Below are 17,958 nucleotides of genomic sequence, written 5' to 3' on the forward strand. Positions count from 1 at the left end.
ACCCGACCACGCCCACCCCGAGGAGAGCGCGATGGCGACACCCACCCTGCCCGCAGGCACCGTCACCAGCACGGACGACCGTGCCGGCGGCGGACCGCCCTCCTCGGGGCGGGCGCTGCTCGCGTCCGCCCGCCGGCTCGCGCCCCTGTGGCGGTGGGTGCTGCTGCCGCTGCTGACGATGCTCATCGCCTCGGCCGTGGTCTTCTTCGCGCTGGCCCTGGCCCCGGGAGACCCGCTCGCGCAGGCCCTGGGCTCGCACCCGACGGCCGAGAGCCGCGCGCTGCTCGAGGCCAAGTACGGCCTGGACCGCCCGCTCGTCGTCCAGTACCTCAGCTGGCTCTCGGGCGTCCTGCACGGCGACTTCGGCACCTCGATCGTCCAGAAGGCGTCCGTGTGGTCGCTCATCGCGCCCCGGATCTCGGTCACGCTCAGCCTGGTGGCCTACGCCGGCGTGCTGGTGGTCGTCGGCGGTCTCGCCTCCGCGACCCTGGGCACGATGGTGAAGCCCCTCGGGCCGCTGGTCACGGTCGTCAGCGCGATCGGCGTCGCCGTGCCGGCCTACGTGGCGGCCTCCGTCCTCTCCCTGCTCTTCGTCATCCAGCTCGGCTGGTTCCCGGCCCTCGGCGCCGGGGACGGCCTGGGTGACCGGCTCTACCACCTCACGCTGCCCGCCATCGCGCTGGCGATCGGCTGGGGCAGCTACCTCAGCCAGGTCGGCCGCGCCGCGCTCCGCGAGGAGAGCGACCGCGAGCACGTCGAGACGGCGCGCGCCCGCGGGCTCAGCGCCGGCACCGTCTTCCGCCGCCACGTCCTGCGCAACGCGGCCGTCCCCATCGTCACCGTCTCGGCCCTCGCCGTCGCCGCGCTGGTGGTGGGAGCCACCGTCGTGGAGACCGCGTTCGGCATCGACGGCCTCGGCTCGTTCTTCGTCACGGCGGTCTCGAACAAGGACTACGCGTCGGTGGAGGCCGTGAGCCTCCTGCTGGTGGTCCTGTTCGTCCTGCTCACGACGGCCCTGGACGCCGTCCACACCCTCCTCGACCCCCGACTCCGCACCCCGGGAGCCAGCCGATGACCACCCTCGCCCTGCCCTCCGTCCTCCCGCGCGGCGCGCGGGAGCGGTTCCGCTCCGTGGACCCCGTGGCCCTCGTGGTCGGCGCGGTCTGCGCCCTCCTGGTGCTCCTCGCCGTCGTGGGGCCGATGATCTCCGGCTACGACTCCCAGACCGGCGACATCCTGCACGCCGGCGAGGGCCCCTCGGCCGCCCACTGGTTCGGCACCGACGCCCTGGGGCGTGACATCTTCACGCGGGCCGCGGTCGGGGCCAGGCTGTCCCTCGTGGCGCCCGCGGTCTGCGTCCTCATCGCCGCAGCCGTCGCCACCGTCCTCGCGCTGGTCTCCAGCTGGTTCGGCGGGTGGGTCGACACCGCCATCACCCGCGGCCTCGACATCGTCTTCGCCTTCCCGAGCCTGCTGTTCGCCCTCATCGCGATCGCGATCTTCGGCACCGGCATCACGGCGCCGGTGATCGCGCTGAGCATCGCCTACGTCCCCTACCTGGCCCGCGTGGCCCGGGTGACGGCCCGCAGGGAGCGGCACGCCGCCTACATCACGGCCGGCACCCTCCAGGGCCTGGCGCCGTCGCGGGTGGCGATCCGGCACCTGCTGCCGTCCATGTTCCCGGTCATCCGCACCCAGGCGACGATCATGTACGGCTCGTGCCTCACCGACCTGGCCGGCATCTCGTTCCTGGGCCTGGGCGTCCAGCCGCCGGTGGCCGAGTGGGGCTCGATGGTCAACGAGGGCCGCACCGCCCTCCTCGACGGCCACCCCGAGGAGGCCCTGTTCCCGGGCCTGCTCATCGTCGTCACGGTCGTCGCCTTCAACCTGCTGGCCGAGCGCTTCGCCCTCCGAGAGGACCGAGTCAAGTGAGCGTCACCGAGATCCCCGCACCGCTGCTCGAGGTCCGCGACCTCGCGGTCGACCTGCCGGTCGGCAAGGGCCACCGGCCCGTCATCACCGACGTCTCGTTCAGCCTGAGGGCCGGCGAGTCGCTCGGTCTGGTCGGCGAGTCCGGCTCCGGCAAGTCGATGACCGTCCGCTCGGCCCTGCGCCTGCTGCCGGCGGGCAGCCGGGTGGCCGGCTCCATCCGTTGGGAGGGCGAGGACGTCTACGCGATGTCCCGCTCCCGGCTCCGCTCGTGGCACGCCTCCGAGGTCGGCTTCATCCACCAGGACCCGCGCGCCCACATCAACCCGCTGCGCACCATCGGCGACTTCCTCACCGAGGGGCTGCGCGCGTCCGGGGTGGGCCGGCGGGAGTCCGTCGAGAAGGCGGAGGCACTCCTGGAGCGCGTGGGCATCACCGAGCCCCGGACCCGGATGCGGCAGTACCCGCACGAGCTGTCGGGCGGTCTCCTCCAGCGCGTCATGATCGCCTCGGTCCTCCTCGTGGAGCCCAAGCTGATCATCGCGGACGAGCCGACGACCGCCCTCGACGTCACGATCCAGGAGTCGGTCATGGCCATCCTCGACGACCTGCGTCGACACGAGGGCGTCTCCCTCGTCATGATCACCCACGACCTCGACCTGGCTGCCGCGGTCACCGACCGCATCGCGGTCGTCTACGCGGGGCAGCTGGTCGAGGAGGGCGCGTCGGGCTCCATCCACACCGAGGGGCTCCACCCCTACTCGGTGGGGCTGCTCGAGTCCCGCCCCTCGACCACCCGACGCCAGCGGCTCCGGGCGATCCCGGGCCGCCCGGTCGCGGCCTTCGAGGCACCACCCGGGTGCGTCTTCGTCGACCGCTGCGCCCACGCCGTCGACACGTGCCGCGAGGAGCGGCCGTCCCTCCGGCCGGTCCAGCGCCAGCTCGTGGCCTGCCACCGGGCCGAGGACCTGCAGGCTCCCGTCGTGCTGGCCGCGGGGGGTGCTCTCTGATGGTCGAGCAGCTCACCGCACGCCACCTGCGCAAGGAGTACCGCCTGCGCGGGGGCGAGACCCTGGTCGCCGTCCACGACGTCTCGTTCTCCGTCTCCGCCGGCGACTCGCTGGCGATCGTGGGCGAGTCCGGCTCGGGCAAGACCACGTGCGCGCGGATCGTGGCGGGCCTGGAGCCCGCGACGTCCGGCACCGTCCTCTTCGACGAGCAGGAGGTGGACGCCGCGCAGGCCCGTGTCTCGGCCCGCCGGTGGCGCGCACGCCAGGTGCAGATGGTCTTCCAGGACCCCTACTCCTCCCTGGACCCCCGCCAGAGCGTCAACGACTCCGTCTCGGAGGTGCTCGCCGCGCACGGCCTGCACGACCGCCGCGAGCGCGCGGCCCGGACGGCGGACCTGCTGGACAAGGTGGGGCTGCCCGAGCGGGTCGGCCGGTCGAAGCCCAAGCAGCTCTCCGGTGGACAGCGCCAGCGCGTCGCGATCATGAAGGCGCTCGCGGTGAAGCCGCGGCTGCTCATCCTCGACGAGGCCGTCTCGGCCCTCGACGTCTCGGTCCAGGCCCAGGTCATCAACCTGCTCAGCGACCTGCGCGCCTCGGAGAAGCTGGCCTTCCTGTTCATCTCCCACGACCTCGGGGTCGTGCGCCAGGTCAGCGACCGGGTCATGGTGATGCGCCACGGCCGCGTGGTGGAGGAGGGCAGCACCGACGCGGTGCTCGACGCCCCCTCCGACCCCTACACGCAGCGGCTGCTCGACGCGATCCCCCGCCCCGGCTGGAAGCCGGTGGCCCGGGCCGTCTGACCCAGCAAGCGTCGGGTCGCCCCGACGCACCTCTCTCTCCGTTAGCGTTCGAGGACGGGCGGCCCGTGCCGCCCGTCCTCGGCGCCTCCTCGGGCCCTGACGGCCACGACAGAAGGAGCCCTTCCTTGGACAGCGGCGCTCTCCACGAGCCCCCTGCGGTCGCGGTGCCGACCGGCACCTCCGGCTCCGCGGACCCCAGGTCCCAGCCACTCGTCCCCGACTGGCGGCACTCCTCCGGCGCCCGGCGGCGGCCCACCCAGGCGCGCAGCCAGCTGAAGATGAAGAAGGTGCTGCGGGCGGCCGAGCGCATCCTCGACGAGGAGGGCGAGGACGCCGTGACGACCACCGCGGTCGCCGCGCGCGCCGGCATCTCCGTCGGCTGGATCTACAACTACTTCGACGACCGGGGCGCCCTCCTGGAGGAGCTGCTCATCGACCAGATGCAGGAGCTCGAGGACGAGCTCGAGGCGGTGTTCTACGGTCTCGACCACCGCGACTGGCGACGCTCCGCCACCGCGGCCTGCGACGTGGTGGGGCGCTTCTACCGCGACCTGCCCGGCTTCTCCTCGATCCAGAACGACGGCGAGTGGACCCGGACGATCCAGCGGCTGGGCAACCAGATGGACGAGGCGATCGCCGAGATGGTGCTCGACTCCTTCACGCTCCCCCCGCTGCGGGAGGACGCCCCCGACGTGCCCATGCGGCTCGTCGTGGCCACCTACCTCACCCTGCTCAACACGACCGTCGGGATGGTCGTCCGCGCGCAGCCCGACGAGGTGGAGCCGGTGCTCGAGGAGGCCGCCCGCATGTGCGTGGCGTACCTGGCGCTGTACTTCGCCTGACGGCCGTCCTCAGACCGGAACAACCCGAAAGCTCGGCCGCGCCCAACTCTCTGACCTGCGAAGATCGGAGGTTGCACGCGCGGCCGAGCGGGTTGTTCCGGTCCTGGGACGTCGGACCCCGAGGACTCGGCGGGGTAGCCGGGTCAGACCAGCATGGCGCCCATCGCCAGCATCGAGGCCGCACCGGCCGCGAGCTCCCCCCGGACCAGCCAGGACGTGCTGCGCACCGCGGCCAGCACCAGCGGGACGGCCGCCGCGACGGCCACGCCGACCAGCACGGCGTCCAGCAGGGGGACGCCGAGGAGGGTGACGCCGGACGTCCCGGCGGCCCCCTCGGTGCCCTCCATCCCACTCATGCCGCTCATGCCGGCCGAGCCCATGGCCGCACCCATCCGCCACACGAGCGCCGCCATGACGGCGAGGTGCAGCGTCCGGAGCCGGTGGTGGTCACCGCGCAGGAGCCACAGGCCGAGGGCCGCGGCTCCCAGCAGCAGCGCCCAGGACTCCCCGGACAGCAGCGGCGCCGGCGACAGCATCGAGTCGAGCATCGCCAGCAGCATCAGGACCATGGCGGCGCTGTCCGCCCAGGCAGTCCGCGCGCGCATGGCGACGCAGCAGCCCGTGCCCAGCGCGGCCGGGACGACCGCGCCGAGCGCCAGCGCCGCCTCCACGGCTCAGTCCTCCCCGTGGCAGGAGCTGCCGCCGCCCGGGTGGCAGCTGACGGCCGTGCTCGCGGGCACGTTGAGGGTGGGGTTGCGGTCGAAGAAGCCGTAGGGCACCAGCTCGAAGCCGATGTGGTCCACCGGCATGACCGGCCAGTCCTCGGTGCGCGGGAAGTGGGTGACGCCGAAGGTGTGCCAGAGGACGACGTCCGCCCCGTCGAGGTTGCGGTCCGCCGCCATGTAGGTCGGCAGGCCGGCGCCGGGCTTGCTCTGGTTGACGAACTCGCCGGTGGGGTAGCGCTCCTCGGGCGAGTAGGCGGTGAACCACGCGGCCTTCTGGGTGAAGGCCGCTCGGGCCGCGATCGACGAGGACGGGTCGGCCAGGAGGGTCGGCTGCTGGTTGGTCCGCAGCGCGTAGCCCGTCGGGCGGCCCAGGCGGTTCGTGCGCTCGGTGCTCACGACGTGCCAGGTGCGGCCGACCGAGGCGTCCGCCTCCCGGGCCCCCTCGGCCTCCGAGGCCAGGCGCGTGGCCCGGTAGGTGAACGCGTTGCCCCACGGGTTCGAGTCGCTGACCGGCAGCCGCACGGCGTCCACCTCGTCGACCGCGTTGGCCAGGCCGTCGACCATCATGTCGAGGCGGGCGCTGAACAGGTGCTGGTGCACGGGGGCGCCCAGGCCGGGGGCCACCTCGGTCATGTGCGGGGTGTCGCCGTAGTCCTTGTAGGCGGCCGGGAAGAGGATGCCGGTCAGCTTGGCCTCGAGCTCGATCTTGCCGTCGAGGTAGAGGTACCAGTAGAAGCCGTAGTCGTAGTTGCCGATCGTGGTGAAGAACGAGATCACCAGGCGACGCTGACGACGGACCTCGCTGCCCTCGGCGAAGTCGGTGTGCTTCCAGAGCGTCCCGAAGTCCTCCTCGTGCATGCAGATCGCGTTGGGGATGACGACGGGCGTGCCGGACGCGTCCGCCACCGTGGCGTCGAAGTAGCGGATCTCGCCCAGGCAGTCGCAGCCCAGGGTGAGCGAGTTGGACATGCGGCCGAACAGGTACTCGCCGGTGTCGAAGTAGTTCTGCCAGAAGCGGACCGGCGAGGGGTCGCCGTAGGGCACCACCATCTCGGCGACCGAGGCGCGGTAGACGACCGGGCGGACCTCGCCGCCGTGGTCGGGGTCCGCGTAGGCGAGCCGGTGGAGGACCAGGCCCTCGCGGGCGTCGAACCCGAGGCTGAAGCTCCAGTTGGCCCAGGAGACCTCGTCGCCCTCGACGGTGAACGACGGGCCCTCGGGCTGGGTGATCTCGATGGGCTTCAGGCCCTCCATCGGGGCCGGGCGGCCCTCCTCGTTCATGAAGGTGCTGCCCTCGGCAGGCACCTCCATGACCTCGTTGTCGACCACGGTCACGACCTCGCGGGCGATGGTGTCGACGTAGGCGCAGACGCCGTCGATGGGGTGGGCCCAGGGCTGGCCGCCCTCGGTCCGACGGTGGAGGCCGAGGCCGCGCATCATGCGGCGGCCCTCCTCCCCCTCCAGCGGGTAGTCACCGGCCGACAGCGCGGTGATGAGCACGTCCTTGGGGTCGATGCCGCGACGCTCCATGGCGGCGACCCAGCGCGGGTCCTGCTGGCAGACCTCGTCCATCATGGCGAACTCCTCGAACAGGATCGGGAGCCGACCCTGGTCGGGGGTCACGACCGTGGAGGAGGCGACCTCGCCCGCCGTGAGGTCGACCACGACGTCGAGGGACTCGCCGGTGGACATGTTCAGCAGCTGGGCACGCATCAGGCGGGCCGGGCGGGGGCCGGACCCGTCGAGGAAGGCGAGCACCTCGGCCTTCGCCGGCTCGAGCAGGCCGGTGTAGGCGAAGCGGACGTCGGGGCCGGCCAGCCCGGCCTCCCCCAGGATCGCCACACCCGCGTTGAGCTCCTGGACGGACAGGCTCGACAGGGGGCTGGAGCCGCCGCCGGCAGGGGCGGTGGTCGCGGTGTCAGGGTCGGTCAGGGTCATGGTGCTTCCTTCCAAACGGGGTTGCAGAAAGTGAATCTATTTCGTATTTCAAGGGCGTGAATGATGGGCTACGTGTGATCACATGGCCGATTCAGGTGAAAGAATCTGAAGAACTTTCACTTCGGGACGTTCGGCACGACGGTGCCGGAGGCAGGAGCAGGCATGACACGGATCGCTGTCCTCGGGACCGGACAGGTCGGGACGACCCTGGCCACGCGCTGGGCGGCCGTCGGGCACGAGGTGGTGGTCGGCTCGCGCAGACCGCAGGCGGGCGCGAGCGTCGCCTACCGCGAGGCCGTCGAGGGCGCGGACGTCGTGGTGTCCGCCCTGCCCGGAGCCGTGGTGCTCGAGACGCTCACCGGGCTGGCCGACGTCCTGGCGGGCGCCGTCGTCCTCGACCCGGCCGCCCCGATCGACCAGGACCGCCGGCTCCTCTACCCCAACGACAGCCTCGCGGCCCGGCTCCAGGCGGCGCTGCCCGGCTCCCGGGTCGTCAAGACCCTCAACCTCATGAACGTCTCGGTGATGACGGACCCGCTCTCGACGCTGCCCAGCGCCACCGTGATGCTCTCCGGCGACGACCCGGACGCGAAGGACCTGGTCGTCTCGCTGCTGCTGAACCTGGGCTGGCGGACCGAGGACGTCCTCGACCTCGGCGGGATCGGGACGGCCCTGGCGACCGAGCACGCGGTCCCGCTCTTCTTCGCGCTCGCGGGCCGGCTCGGCACGCTGCGCTTCAACCTGGACGTCAGTCGCTGACGACGGCCCGGCGCCGGGCCGCGCACAGCTGCTCGATCGCCTCGGCGGCGAGCTCGGTGTCGGCGCAGGCCTGCTCCCAGTCACGGAACCCGACCCAGCGCACCAGCAGCCCGTCGGCCTGCGCGCTCACCAGCCGCACGACCGGCTCGACCAGTGACTCGTCGTCGTCGGGCAGCATGCTGCGCCGCAGCCGGGTGGCGAGCACGGGCGAGAACAGCTCGAAGGAGCGGCGGCCGGTGTCACCGGCCGCGTGCGCCATCCAGAAGAAGAGCTCGAGCTGCGCCTGCGCCAGCTCCTCGTTGTCGCGGTACCAGGCCATGACCCGGCGCAGCAGCAGACCGGCAGCCCGCCCGAGACCGAGGCCCTCGGGGACCTCGGCGAGGATGCCCTCGACCTGCTCGGACATCCGCTCCATGACGGCGAAGAACAGCGCCTCCTTGGAGGGGAAGCAGTAGTGCAGGGCGGCCAGCGGCGCGTCGGCCTCCTCGGCGATCGCCCGCGTCGTGGCCCCCTCGATCCCCCTCCGGGCCACCATCGCGATGGTGGCGTCGACGAACTGCTCCCGTCGCTGCACCGCGGGCACGCGAGCCACGCCTACTCCCCCGCCCTCGACGACGCCGCGGGCCGTCCGGCCCGTGCGCCCTCGATCCTAGGCACCCGTCCTCACCCCGCCGCGGCCGGTGCGAGCCGGGCGAGCCCGGTGAAGCCGAGGTCGCCGAGCCCGGCGGCCTCCGCCTCGCGCAGCGTCACCGCGGCGGCCGCGAGCATGGAGGCCCGGTCGCCCGTCGCCAGCACCGAGTCGCGCCAGGCGTACGCCGCGTCCGCGTAGACGGCCACGGTCGCCTGGTCGGTGCTGTGGTCGGTGGCCAGGATGCCCGCCACCATCTCCTCCAGCGTCGCGCTCGTGTCCTCCAGCGAGCGCCGCAGCTGCGTGCTGATGCTCTCCGGCGCGATGCCGTTGCGGGCCATGTAGCTGACGGCCTCGACCAGCGCCAGGTGCATCGGCAGCGCGAACAGGCCGGCCAGTCCGGCGTCCACGACACCGGAGCCGCCCACGTCCTCGGAGACGTGCAGGCTGCCGCCGCCGAGCAGCATCAGGAGGTCCCGGGTGGCGGCCCAGGTGGCTGCGTCACCGCCGTAGGCGATGACGCAGCCGGGCGTCCCGATGTGCACGGGGTAGGCGAGGATGCCGCCGTCGAGGTAGGCCCCGCCCATCCCCACGACCAGCGCCTCGAGGTCGCGCGAGTCGCCGGGCTCGCTGGTGGAGAGCCCGACGACGGTCCGCCCCTCGAGGCTGTCGACCTCGGCCAGCACCTCGCGCAGGGCGTCGTAGTCGCTGAGGACGCTGACCACGACCGGCGCGGCGGCGATCGCCTCCGCCCCCGACGCGGCCACGGCGACGGTGTCGGAGGCCAGGGCCTCCGCCTTGGCCGGCGTGCGGTTCCACACGACGACCCCGACGTGCTGGGAGAAGGTCCTGGCGATGGCTGCTCCCATGAGGCCGCAACCGAGGACCGCGACCTGCGGACTGGTGCTCATCTCGACTCCTGACGTGGGTGTGGGACGGGGGTGGCTGGTCGAACGGGACGGGGCAGGGCGACCGCGCGGGTCAGGCGTTGAAGGTGGCGTTGACCAGCACCGGCTCGTCCTCGAGCACGATGTGCGGGTCGGCCATCACGCCGTCCACCTCGATCCAGCCCATGGTCGGCGGGCAGAACGAGTAGCCGAGCAGGCGCTGGACGTGCAGCGGCAGGGTCTTGGCGGTCTCCAGCGGCACGGCCAGGTACTGGTTCTCCTCCTGGCGCAGGTAGCCCAGGTCGAGGCCGATCGTGATGCCGGTGCGGGTGGCCTCGGCGGCCGTGTTCTCGCCGCCGCCGTGGTAGGTCCCGCCGAGCCAGATGAGCGCGGAGCCGGCCTTCATGACGGCCGAGACGGCCTCCTCACGCTTGGGGGCGCGGTCGTCCGGCCACAGGTGGCTGCCCGGGACGACGTTGGTCGCCCCGTTCTCCTCGGTGAAGTCCTCCACCGCGAGCATGATCTGGACCCGGGCCTGGCCGTAGCCGGGCTCGTGGGTCCACTGGAAGACGCCGTCGTCGCGGTGCAGGGCCTGCTTGCCCTCGCCCGGGTAGATCTTGATGACCTGGGTGACGCCGATCTGGAAGGTCGGGACCAGCTCGACCGGCTCCTCGCCCAGGAAGCCCTTCGTGGGGCGGAGCAGGAAGTGCTCGGCGGCCGCGAGGAAGTGCTCCTCCTCGACCAGCGGGGCGGCGTGGGTGGACTTGGCGTAGAGCCCGCCCAGGCGACGGGTGCGGTGGCCGGAGAACGTGTCCTGCCCCCACTCCCCCGCCTCCAGGTACGGGTCGAGGTCGGCCTTGATGCCGGCGAGCGTGGCGCTGTCGACGAAGTCCTCGATGATGACGCCGCCGTCCCGCTCCATGACGGCGATGGCCTCCTCGACCGAGGCCGTGCGCGGGAGAGTCGTGAGACCCATGGGTTCCTCCTGGTGGTGTGGCCGGTGGTGTGGCTGGTGGTGTGGTGACCGGTGACGACCGGTCGTGCGTGGGACGTGCGTGAGGGGTGGGGTCAGCGGTGCCGGGTGCGGCCCGGGCTCACTGCCGACCGATGCGGGCGAAGACGTGGGGCCGGCGCTGGGCCAGCCAGCCGGCGAGGACGAAGCCGATCACCAGCGCGACGGCCAGGGAGCCGAGCACCGCGGCGATGAGGGCGGTGTCCGTGCCGGCCAGCAGCGTGAGGTTCTGCGCCGTGTACACGGTGAGCGCGAGCAGGGCGACGATGGTCACCGCCGGGGCGACGAACACCCGCAGCGGGTGGGCCCCGTGCTCACGGTGCCGGGCGAAGTAGACGACCACCGAGAACGAGACCAGCAGCAGCATCACCTGGAAGGCGAGCATCGCGGTGCCGCCGGTGACGGTGTAGACCGCGAGCGGGTCGCCGCCGGTCAGCATCGCCAGGACGAGGCAGAGCCCGATGAGCCCGTTGGTGAGCAGCGAGGCACGCGCCGGGGAGCCGAGGCGCGGGTGCACCGCGCCGAGCCCGGCCGGCAGCACGCCGTCCACGCCCAGGGAGTAGACGTACCGGGTGGTCGCGTTGGCGACCGAGAGCTGCGAGGCCACGAGGCTGGTGATGATGAGCAGGGCGACGAGGTTCGAGACGGTGCCGCCGAGCATGCTGCCGATGGCGACGTCGAAGGCGGTGCCCGGGTCGGTGGCGGCGGTGAGGACGGCGTCCCCGGTGCCGAGGGCCGCGATGACGGCCCACGTGGTGAAGCCGTAGAGCAGCGTGAGGATGACGACGACGGCGTAGGTGGCCCGCGGCACGGTCCGGCCGGGGTCCTTCACCTCCTCGCGGAAGATCGACGTGGTCTCGAAGCCGAGGAACAGCCCGAACACGAAGAGCAGGGAGAGCGCGACCGGGCCGCTGGTGAAGGCGTCCCAGCTGAAGGTCTGCGTGGGCAGGCCCTCGGAGCCGCCGCGGACGACGGTGACGAGGTCGAAGACCAGCAGCAGGGCGAACTCGACGGCCACGACGACGCCGACGACCTTGGCGTTGAAGTCCACGCCCCGGTAGGTGAAGGCCGTGACCAGCGCGAGGAAGCCCAGGGCGAAGACCTGCCACGGGACGTCGACGCCGAAGATGCTCTGCGCCGTCGCGCTCGCCATGGCGCCGCCGAAGAGGTAGAAGCCGAAGGCGATGAGGACGTAGAAGACCGTCGTCATGAAGGCGGAGCCGAGACCCACCCGCCGCCCGAGCCCGGCGGTGATGAAGGCGTAGAACGCACCCGGGTTCTCCACGTGGCGGACCATCGCGGTGTAGCCGACCGCGAACACCAGGAACAGCGCGCCGACGAGCAGGAGCACGAGCGGCGAGCCGAGGCCGTTGCCGTACCCGATGAGCAGGGGGATGAGGCTGGCGCCGGTGGCCAGGGGTGCCAGGTAGCCGAGCACGGTGAGGACGAGCCCGCCGGTGCCCAGGCCGCCCTGGAGGCCCGCGGCGCCGTGGGCGTCCGGCGCCGGGGCGACGGCCGGGGACCCGGGGGTCGGGCCGGTGGAGAGGTCGGTCATGGTGCGGCCACCTTTCGGCGCACGGGCCCCACGTCGGCGGGGGCCGGCTGACTGATCGAGCCACGACCTGACGACGCCGGCAGGGGTGGTGACGCCCGGGCAGCGGCCTCGGGCGGTTCTAAGTCATCTGACCAAGTCGGATGACTGAGAGAAGGCAATCCGGCCCGGGCCGCCGGGTCAAGAGTCGTGATCGCGAGTTAACGAAAGTCCCTTCGCGGGGCCGTCCGTGTCACCGTCCCGACACACACCGCGTGGCCCGCGACACGGCGCGTCAGGGCGTCCCACGCGCGTCGTGGCCCGGGCGGGCAGGATGGGGGCGCCGCCTGCACCGAGGCAGGGCACGACAAGGAGGACGCCATGGACACCACTCGTTGGGCGCAGCTGAGCCCCCGCGCACGCACGATGCTCGTGGGCGTCGGCCTCGCGGACGCGGCGCTCCGCCTCGTCGCCCTGAAGGACCTCAAGGGCCGGGACGCCGCGGACGTCCGCGGCCCCAAGCGCGCCTGGGGGCTCGGCCTCGCGCTCGTCAGCTCCAGCGGCGTCCTGCCGACGGCCTACCTGCTCTGGGGCCGGCGCCGCTGAGCCCCGCGCCCTGAACCCCGATAGTCCCTGACAAACGGACCCGATTCCGCCCCGAAAAGCGGTCCGTTCGTCAGGGACTATCGGAGCCGGGCCCTGCGGAGGGTCAGCGGGCCGGGTCGTCCAGGACGTCGCGCCACGAGTGCTGCGGGTCGAAGCCGACCAGCCGGCGCGCCTTGTCGATGGAGTAGAACGTCTCGTCGCGGCCCATCTCGCGCCGCACCTCGACGCCCGCGTAGAACCGCTCGCGCACCTCGTCGGTGGTGGCCGCCACCGACATGTCCGCGTTGGCGACGTTGAACACCTCGTACCCGAGCCCGTCGGTCTCCAGGCACCGCTGGACCATCTGCCCGAGGTCGCGCACGTCGATGTAGGCGAAGAGGTTGCGCCGGCGCAGCGCCGGGTCCTCGAGGAACGGCGGGAACATCTCGGCGTACTCGTGCGGCTCGATCACGTTGTTGATCCGCAGGCCGTAGACGTCCGCGCCGGTGCGGGCCTGGAAGGAGCGGGCCACGGCTTCGCCGGCCACCTTGGACATGGCGTAGGAGTCCTCGGGCACCGTCGGGTGCTCCTCGTCGACCGGCACGTAGAGCGGGCGCCGCTCCCCCTGCGCGAAGCAGAGGCCGTACGTGGTCTCGGAGGAGGCGAACACGACCTTGGGGATGCCGAGCCGGGTGGCGGCCTCCAGCACGTGGTAGGTGCTGAGGATGTTGGCCTCGAAGGTGGCGGCGTCGGGGCGCAGCAGGATGCGCGGGATGGCCGCGAAGTGGACGACGGCGTCGTACCGCGGCACCTCGGGGAGGTCGAGCTCGGCCATCGTCGCCAGGCCGGCCATCGCCGAGTAGGTCTCCCCCGCGTCGGCCAGGTCGACGCGGAGGTCGGCGACGTCCGGGTGCCCCAGGCCCACCAGGTCCGCGTTGGTCACCTGGTGCCCCAGGCCCGCCAGGAACGGAGCCACGTGTCGGCCTGCCTTGCCGCTGCCGCCGGTGAAGAAGATGCGCATCGTCGTCCGCCCGCGGGCGGCCACCACCTCTCGTCAGGTGCCCGCGGACGCTCCGGGGCAGGGTGCAGTCTGCCGACCCGGTCGGGCCGGCGGAACCACCCGGGAGACCGGGTCGGGCGTCAGACGCTCGCGGGCTCGGCGGCGGGGGCTGCGGGAGCGGGACGCTGGAGGACCGCCAGCACGACGACCAGGAGGCCGGCGACGAGGACGCCGAGCTCGACCAGCGGCACGGCGGTCGGGGGTTCCAAGGCGAGGGCCGCGGTGGCACCGACCACGAGGACGGCGCCGACGACCGCCCACCGGTTGGCCACCCGGACCGGGCGGTCACCGCCGCGGGTCGCGACCAGGCGCACGCCCACCGCGCCGACCGCCGCGAGGGGCGAGCACCTCAGGAGCACGCTCTCGAGCACGTCCAGCCACCCGGGCGACGACGCGGCACCGGCGGCGACGACGACGAGGCCGGCCAGCGCGGCGAGCGCGATCGGGGCCACGAGCAGCACGACCGCGGCGACGGCGAGGGCTCGGGACGTCGCGAGCAGGCGTGGGGTGGTGGACGTCGGCATGGCGCCTCCTGGCTCCCGGCCACGGACGCGACCGTGCGCGACAGCATGCCTCCCCACCCTCCGTCCCGCCACCGGGAGCGCCGTGGAACGAACGGGCGGCCGCGTACCCACTACTGCGTAGATCCGGGCACCCAGGCGCCGAATTCGGTCTCCCGACAAGCGTCTGCGGCGGATCTTCGGCACGCTGGATGCTCGTCTCAGCGCCCAACGACGCCCGAGGAGAGCTGCGCGTGCAGGAGAGCCACACGGGATCGGCCACCACCGACCTCCGCGACCCGTCCGACCCCGCAGCGGTCCGCCGCTCACCCCGACCCTCCCGGCTGCGGCCGGCACTTGCCGCGGCCGTCGCGGGCGCGACCTGCCTGGGCACGCTGCTGCTGGCGCCGGCCCCTGCGGTGTCCGCCGCCGACCCGACGAGCAGCCCGTCCGCGAGCTCGTCGGCCTCCAGGTCGGCCTCCGTCGCCGCGAGCACGCTGGACGACGCCGCGGTCTTCCCGGCGCTCCACACCTTCGCGCCCGGCGGCGACTTCGAGGACGGCCTGGGCGCCTTCGACTGGTGGGGCACCAGCCAGGTCGCCGCCACCACCGAGTCGGGCAAGCTCGAGCAGGGCCTCCACCTGCGGACGACCTCGACAACCGCGTCCTCGTCGGCTCCGGTGACCCTCACCGCCCAGACCACCCCGGCCCTCGGCGACCGCCCGGCCTCACTCAGCGCGGCCGAGCTCGCCGCCGACGCCCAGCTGCCGCTCGGCGTCCGGCACACCTCGGCCATCTGGGTCCGCTCCGACGACCCGTGGGTCCAGGTGCAGCTGAGCATCCTCGAGGTGGACCCGAGCAGCGGGCGCGTGGTGAGCCGCGCGGACTCCCCGGTGACCGTGCCCGCCACGCACTGGACCCGCGTCGGCGTCTCCACGAAGGGCACCGTCGCCGGGTCGCGCTGGCGGCTGCGGTGGACCGTCACCTTCGTCCGGCCGGGCGCCGCCCTCGACGTCGACAACCTGCGGCTCCACCACCCGGAGGCGCCGCTCGGCGAGTCCGTCGCCGCGGACGACCCCTCCACCAGCACGTCGACGGACACCTCCTCCGACGTGGCCGCCGGCCGCGTCCTCACCAACGGCTGCGGCTACTCCGAGCTGGGCATCCCGGACTGCGGCGCCTACGTGGGCGCCGCTTACGGCTCGAACACCGACCCCTCCGCCCTCGAGGCCCAGCTCGGCGGTCAGCTCGGCGTCCGCCGGACGTTCTGGCAGGCCAGCCAGGTCTCCTCGGCCGTCGCGGTGGCCAAGCAGGACGTCGCGGCGGGACGCATCCCGTGGATCAGCTTCAAGCTGCCCTACTCCTGGTCGGAGATGGCGGCGGGCAAGGGCGACGCCTGGGCGAAGGACCTCGTGGCGAAGCTCGACGCCCTCGACGGACCCGTGTGGCTGGCCTTCCACCACGAGCCGGAGACCGACGGGGTCATGGCGCAGTGGACGGCCATGCAGGAGCGGCTCGCGCCGATCGTCCACACCTCCGACAACGTGGCGTTCAGCGTGATCCTCACCGGCTGGCACGAGGTCTACCTGGACGAGTACGACCTGGACACCATCTGGCCCGACGTCCGCGTCGACGTGGCCGGCTTCGACATCTACGACTGGTGGGGCGTGCGGCAGTCCTCCGGCCGGGTCTCCTACGAGCACCTGGACCTGGAGGGCGACTACTTCGAGCCGCTCGGGGAGTGGATGGACGCGCACGGCATCGCCTGGGGCCTGGCGGAGTCGGGGCACACGGCCTCAGCGGACGCCGACGAGAGCGGCTGGATCGAGAACGCCTACCAGGACCTCGTGGACGCCGGCGGCATCGCCTACGCCTACTTCGACACCCCGTACACGGGCACCTCGGCCACCTACAGCCTCTCGACGGGCTCGATGCGGGCGGACTTCGCCCGCGCGTGGGCCCGCTCGACGCGGATCGCCCTCGACTAGCCGCGGGACCAGCCGCGGGACCAGCCGCGGGACCAGCGGGCTCCGCTACTGCCGGTCCAGCTGGGCCTGCAGGCCGCTGACCATGACGCGCACGGCGAACTCGAAGCTGTCGTCGAGCGGATTGCTCTGCCCGGACATCCACCGCATCATGAACGCCCGGTTGCGCAGGTCGTCCACGTGGACGGCCAGCGTCGGCGCCTCGGCGGGGTCGACCCGCTCCAGCCGGCTGCGGAGGTCCTGCCGCCAGGCGTCCTCGTCGGCGGCGGGCTCGGCCGCCAGCTCGGTGAAGATCCAGCCGAACACGAACCCGATCACGCTGTTGTAGGCGCCGCGCAGCGCCGCGCCGGTGAACCCGGCGCCGGCCAGCGCGGCCAGCAGCTGCTCCGAGAGCGTGAACGCCCCGGTGGCCACCCGCAGGCGGGCCGCCATCACCGGGACGACGTTGGGGTGGGCGTGCAGGACGGCGCGCAGCTGGGCCGAGAAGACCTCGAGCCACTCGACCCAGTCGACGTCCGGAGAGGGCATGACCATCTCGTCGAGCACGGCGTCGGAGACCGCCACGAGCAGCTGCTCCTTGGTGTTCACGTGGTGCTGCACCGCCGTCGGGTAGACGCCCAGCTCGGCGGCCACCCGGCGCATGCTCAGCGCCCGGTCCCCCTCGGTGTCGATCACCCGGAGGGCGGCCCGCACGACGTCCGCCTGGCCCAGCGCGGGCTGGTCGCTCCGCGGCCGTCCGCGAGGTCGGGACCCTGCACCCCTTGCGTCGCTCATTTGTACACCGTACATTAATCACGATTATTGGCCCGTGGACAATTAAAGGGGAACCACATGCGTCATCTTCAGCAGCGGATCGAGCTCGCCGCCGGCCTGCGTTGGGCGGCCCGCCTCGGCATGCAGGAGGGGGTCGACAACCACTTCACGCTGGCCGTGCCGGACGACTCCGGCGAGATGTCCGGCGAGCACTTCCTGGCCAACCCGCTGGGCCTGCACTGGTCGGAGATCACCGCCTCGTCGCTGATCCTCACCGACTCGGCCGGCACCATCCTCGAGGGCGAGGGCGAGGTGGAGGCCACCGCGTTCCACATCCACGCGCCGCTCCACCTGCGCCACCCGGAGCAGCCCGCCGTCTTCCACACCCACATGCCCCACATGACGGCGATCGCGGCCATCGAGGGCGGCCGGCTGGAGATGTGCCAGCAGAACGCGTTCATGTTCTGGGAGAACATCGTCTACGACGAGCAGTACAACGGCCTGGCCCTCGAGCCCGCCGAGGGTGCCCGCATCGCCGAGGCCGCGACCGGCGTCTCCGCCGTCATCCTCGCCGGCCACGGCGGCGTCACCCTGGGCTCGACCGTCTCCGAGGCGTTCGGCTACATGTACTACCTCGAGCAGGCGTGCCGCACGCAGATGCTGGCCCAGGCCACGGGCCTGCCGCTGCGCCAGTTCACGGCCGAGCAGTGCGCCGCCTTCGTCTCCCAGTGGAAGACCGCCCTGCCGGAGACCGCGGAGCTCTACTTTCAGTACGCGCTGCGCACGCTGCACCGGGAGGAGCCGGAGTTCGCCTCCTGAGGCTCTCGACGCCGTGAGGTGCCCGGCGCGTGCCGGGCACCTCACAGCGCACGCACGGATTGGGCGGGGGACGCGTCGGGTAGGACGCGGGTGAGCGATCACCGAGGAAGGGCCCCATGACGCACCCCAGCGCGACCACCGAGAAGTCCGACTCACTCCTGCGTACCGCCAGGCACCTCGAGCGGGGTGTCCACG

General features: G+C 72.7%; 18 protein-coding genes. 9 read left to right on the plus strand and 9 right to left on the minus strand.

What is annotated here, in order from left to right; genetic code table 11:
• Positions 1 to 31 precede the first annotated feature (31 nt).
• The 5 genes from E8D37_RS18325 to E8D37_RS18345 all read left to right on the plus strand — a co-directional run bounded on the left by E8D37_RS18325 (position 32) and on the right by E8D37_RS18345 (position 4,581).
• Positions 32 to 1,075 (plus strand): ABC transporter permease, encoded by a 1,044-nt coding sequence (locus E8D37_RS18325; RefSeq protein WP_136571275.1) that lies wholly within the window; start codon positions 32 to 34, stop codon positions 1,073 to 1,075.
• On the plus strand, positions 1,072 to 1,932 hold the full coding sequence (locus E8D37_RS18330; RefSeq protein WP_136571276.1) for an ABC transporter permease: 861 nt from the start codon (positions 1,072 to 1,074) through the stop codon (positions 1,930 to 1,932). Before E8D37_RS18325 ends, E8D37_RS18330 begins: the two co-directional genes overlap by 4 nt.
• Positions 1,929 to 2,939: an ABC transporter ATP-binding protein gene (locus E8D37_RS18335; protein ID WP_240770553.1), complete on the plus strand. Its 1,011-nt coding sequence runs from the start codon at positions 1,929 to 1,931 to the stop codon at positions 2,937 to 2,939. Before E8D37_RS18330 ends, E8D37_RS18335 begins: the two co-directional genes overlap by 4 nt.
• On the plus strand, positions 2,939 to 3,739 hold the full coding sequence (locus E8D37_RS18340) for an ATP-binding cassette domain-containing protein (protein WP_136571277.1): 801 nt from the start codon (positions 2,939 to 2,941) through the stop codon (positions 3,737 to 3,739). Before E8D37_RS18335 ends, E8D37_RS18340 begins: the two co-directional genes overlap by 1 nt.
• A gap of 125 nt (positions 3,740 to 3,864) precedes the next feature.
• On the plus strand, positions 3,865 to 4,581 hold the full coding sequence (locus tag E8D37_RS18345; RefSeq protein ID WP_136571278.1) for a TetR/AcrR family transcriptional regulator: 717 nt from the start codon (positions 3,865 to 3,867) through the stop codon (positions 4,579 to 4,581).
• Between the two features lie 143 nt (positions 4,582 to 4,724).
• On the opposite strand, the gene E8D37_RS18350 is transcribed toward E8D37_RS18345, so the two are convergent.
• Both E8D37_RS18350 and E8D37_RS18355 read right to left on the minus strand, forming a co-directional pair.
• Positions 4,725 to 5,252: a hypothetical protein gene (locus tag E8D37_RS18350; protein ID WP_136571279.1), complete on the minus strand. Its 528-nt coding sequence runs from the start codon at positions 5,250 to 5,252 to the stop codon at positions 4,725 to 4,727.
• Between the two features lie 3 nt (positions 5,253 to 5,255).
• Positions 5,256 to 7,244 (minus strand): primary-amine oxidase, encoded by a 1,989-nt coding sequence (locus E8D37_RS18355; RefSeq protein WP_136571280.1) that lies wholly within the window; start codon positions 7,242 to 7,244, stop codon positions 5,256 to 5,258.
• Between the two features lie 162 nt (positions 7,245 to 7,406).
• Here E8D37_RS18355 and E8D37_RS18360 point away from each other — a divergent pair, with 162 nt between their 5' ends.
• Entirely contained in the window at positions 7,407 to 8,003 is a 597-nt protein-coding gene (locus E8D37_RS18360; RefSeq protein WP_136571281.1) for an NAD(P)-binding domain-containing protein, read from the plus strand.
• Here E8D37_RS18360 and E8D37_RS18365 read toward each other — a convergent pair.
• The 4 genes from E8D37_RS18365 to E8D37_RS18380 form a co-directional block, all read right to left on the minus strand.
• Positions 7,993 to 8,586 (minus strand): TetR/AcrR family transcriptional regulator, encoded by a 594-nt coding sequence (locus E8D37_RS18365; protein WP_136571282.1) that lies wholly within the window; start codon positions 8,584 to 8,586, stop codon positions 7,993 to 7,995. The two genes, E8D37_RS18360 and E8D37_RS18365, sit on opposite strands and share 11 nt — an antisense overlap.
• An 80-nt stretch (positions 8,587 to 8,666) precedes the next feature.
• Positions 8,667 to 9,542: an NAD(P)-binding domain-containing protein gene (locus tag E8D37_RS18370; RefSeq protein WP_136571283.1), complete on the minus strand. Its 876-nt coding sequence runs from the start codon at positions 9,540 to 9,542 to the stop codon at positions 8,667 to 8,669.
• 70 nt (positions 9,543 to 9,612) lie between these two features.
• Positions 9,613 to 10,494: a phytanoyl-CoA dioxygenase family protein gene (locus E8D37_RS18375; RefSeq protein WP_136571284.1), complete on the minus strand. Its 882-nt coding sequence runs from the start codon at positions 10,492 to 10,494 to the stop codon at positions 9,613 to 9,615.
• 118 nt (positions 10,495 to 10,612) lie between these two features.
• Entirely contained in the window at positions 10,613 to 12,085 is a 1,473-nt protein-coding gene (locus E8D37_RS18380) for an APC family permease (RefSeq protein WP_136571285.1), read from the minus strand.
• A gap of 357 nt (positions 12,086 to 12,442) precedes the next feature.
• Here E8D37_RS18380 and E8D37_RS18385 point away from each other — a divergent pair, with 357 nt between their 5' ends.
• A complete protein-coding gene (locus E8D37_RS18385; RefSeq protein WP_136571286.1) occupies positions 12,443 to 12,667 on the plus strand; it encodes a hypothetical protein in 225 nt (74 codons plus the stop codon).
• A 103-nt stretch (positions 12,668 to 12,770) separates the two neighbouring features.
• Here the strand turns inward: E8D37_RS18385 and E8D37_RS18390 are convergent, their stop codons facing one another.
• Together E8D37_RS18390 and E8D37_RS18395 are read right to left on the minus strand one after the other, a co-directional pair.
• A complete protein-coding gene (locus E8D37_RS18390; protein WP_206055857.1) occupies positions 12,771 to 13,691 on the minus strand; it encodes an NAD(P)-dependent oxidoreductase in 921 nt (306 codons plus the stop codon).
• Between the two features lie 95 nt (positions 13,692 to 13,786).
• On the minus strand, positions 13,787 to 14,230 hold the full coding sequence (locus E8D37_RS18395) for a hypothetical protein (protein ID WP_136571287.1): 444 nt from the start codon (positions 14,228 to 14,230) through the stop codon (positions 13,787 to 13,789).
• 230 nt (positions 14,231 to 14,460) lie between these two features.
• On the opposite strand from E8D37_RS18395, the gene E8D37_RS18400 reads away from it, so the two are divergent.
• Positions 14,461 to 16,194 carry a hypothetical protein gene (locus tag E8D37_RS18400; protein WP_136571288.1) on the plus strand — a complete coding sequence of 578 codons (1,734 nt, stop codon included), beginning with the start codon at positions 14,461 to 14,463 and terminating at the stop codon, positions 16,192 to 16,194.
• Between the two features lie 45 nt (positions 16,195 to 16,239).
• Here the strand turns inward: E8D37_RS18400 and E8D37_RS18405 are convergent, their stop codons facing one another.
• The gene (locus tag E8D37_RS18405; RefSeq protein ID WP_168929816.1) at positions 16,240 to 16,965 is read right to left on the minus strand and encodes a TetR/AcrR family transcriptional regulator; all 726 of its coding nucleotides are present in this window, start codon (positions 16,963 to 16,965) and stop codon (positions 16,240 to 16,242) included.
• A 57-nt stretch (positions 16,966 to 17,022) separates the two neighbouring features.
• On the opposite strand from E8D37_RS18405, the gene E8D37_RS18410 reads away from it, so the two are divergent.
• A complete protein-coding gene (locus E8D37_RS18410; protein ID WP_136571290.1) occupies positions 17,023 to 17,763 on the plus strand; it encodes a class II aldolase/adducin family protein in 741 nt (246 codons plus the stop codon).
• The last annotated feature ends 195 nt before the right edge of the window (positions 17,764 to 17,958 follow it).

Source organism: Nocardioides sp. GY 10127 (assembly GCF_004919085.1).
Taxonomy (GTDB): domain Bacteria; phylum Actinomycetota; class Actinomycetes; order Propionibacteriales; family Nocardioidaceae; genus Nocardioides.

What these genes read in the sequence shown, in the direction of transcription:
- E8D37_RS18330 (WP_136571276.1), top strand. Translation starts at nt 1,072, where the DNA reads ATGACCACCCTCGCCCTGCCCTCCGTCCTCCCGCGCGGCGCGCGGGAG.
- E8D37_RS18340 (WP_136571277.1), top strand. Translation starts at nt 2,939, where the DNA reads ATGGTCGAGCAGCTCACCGCACGCCACCTGCGCAAGGAGTACCGCCTG.
- E8D37_RS18325 (WP_136571275.1), top strand. Translation starts at nt 32, where the DNA reads ATGGCGACACCCACCCTGCCCGCAGGCACCGTCACCAGCACGGACGAC.
- E8D37_RS18360 (WP_136571281.1), top strand. Translation starts at nt 7,407, where the DNA reads ATGACACGGATCGCTGTCCTCGGGACCGGACAGGTCGGGACGACCCTG.
- E8D37_RS18375 (WP_136571284.1), bottom strand. Translation starts at nt 10,494, where the DNA reads ATGGGTCTCACGACTCTCCCGCGCACGGCCTCGGTCGAGGAGGCCATC.
- E8D37_RS18395 (WP_136571287.1), bottom strand. Translation starts at nt 14,230, where the DNA reads ATGCCGACGTCCACCACCCCACGCCTGCTCGCGACGTCCCGAGCCCTC.
- E8D37_RS18380 (WP_136571285.1), bottom strand. Translation starts at nt 12,085, where the DNA reads ATGACCGACCTCTCCACCGGCCCGACCCCCGGGTCCCCGGCCGTCGCC.
- E8D37_RS18370 (WP_136571283.1), bottom strand. Translation starts at nt 9,542, where the DNA reads ATGAGCACCAGTCCGCAGGTCGCGGTCCTCGGTTGCGGCCTCATGGGA.
- E8D37_RS18385 (WP_136571286.1), top strand. Translation starts at nt 12,443, where the DNA reads ATGGACACCACTCGTTGGGCGCAGCTGAGCCCCCGCGCACGCACGATG.
- E8D37_RS18355 (WP_136571280.1), bottom strand. Translation starts at nt 7,244, where the DNA reads ATGACCCTGACCGACCCTGACACCGCGACCACCGCCCCTGCCGGCGGC.
- E8D37_RS18405 (WP_168929816.1), bottom strand. Translation starts at nt 16,965, where the DNA reads ATGAGCGACGCAAGGGGTGCAGGGTCCCGACCTCGCGGACGGCCGCGG.
- E8D37_RS18410 (WP_136571290.1), top strand. Translation starts at nt 17,023, where the DNA reads ATGCGTCATCTTCAGCAGCGGATCGAGCTCGCCGCCGGCCTGCGTTGG.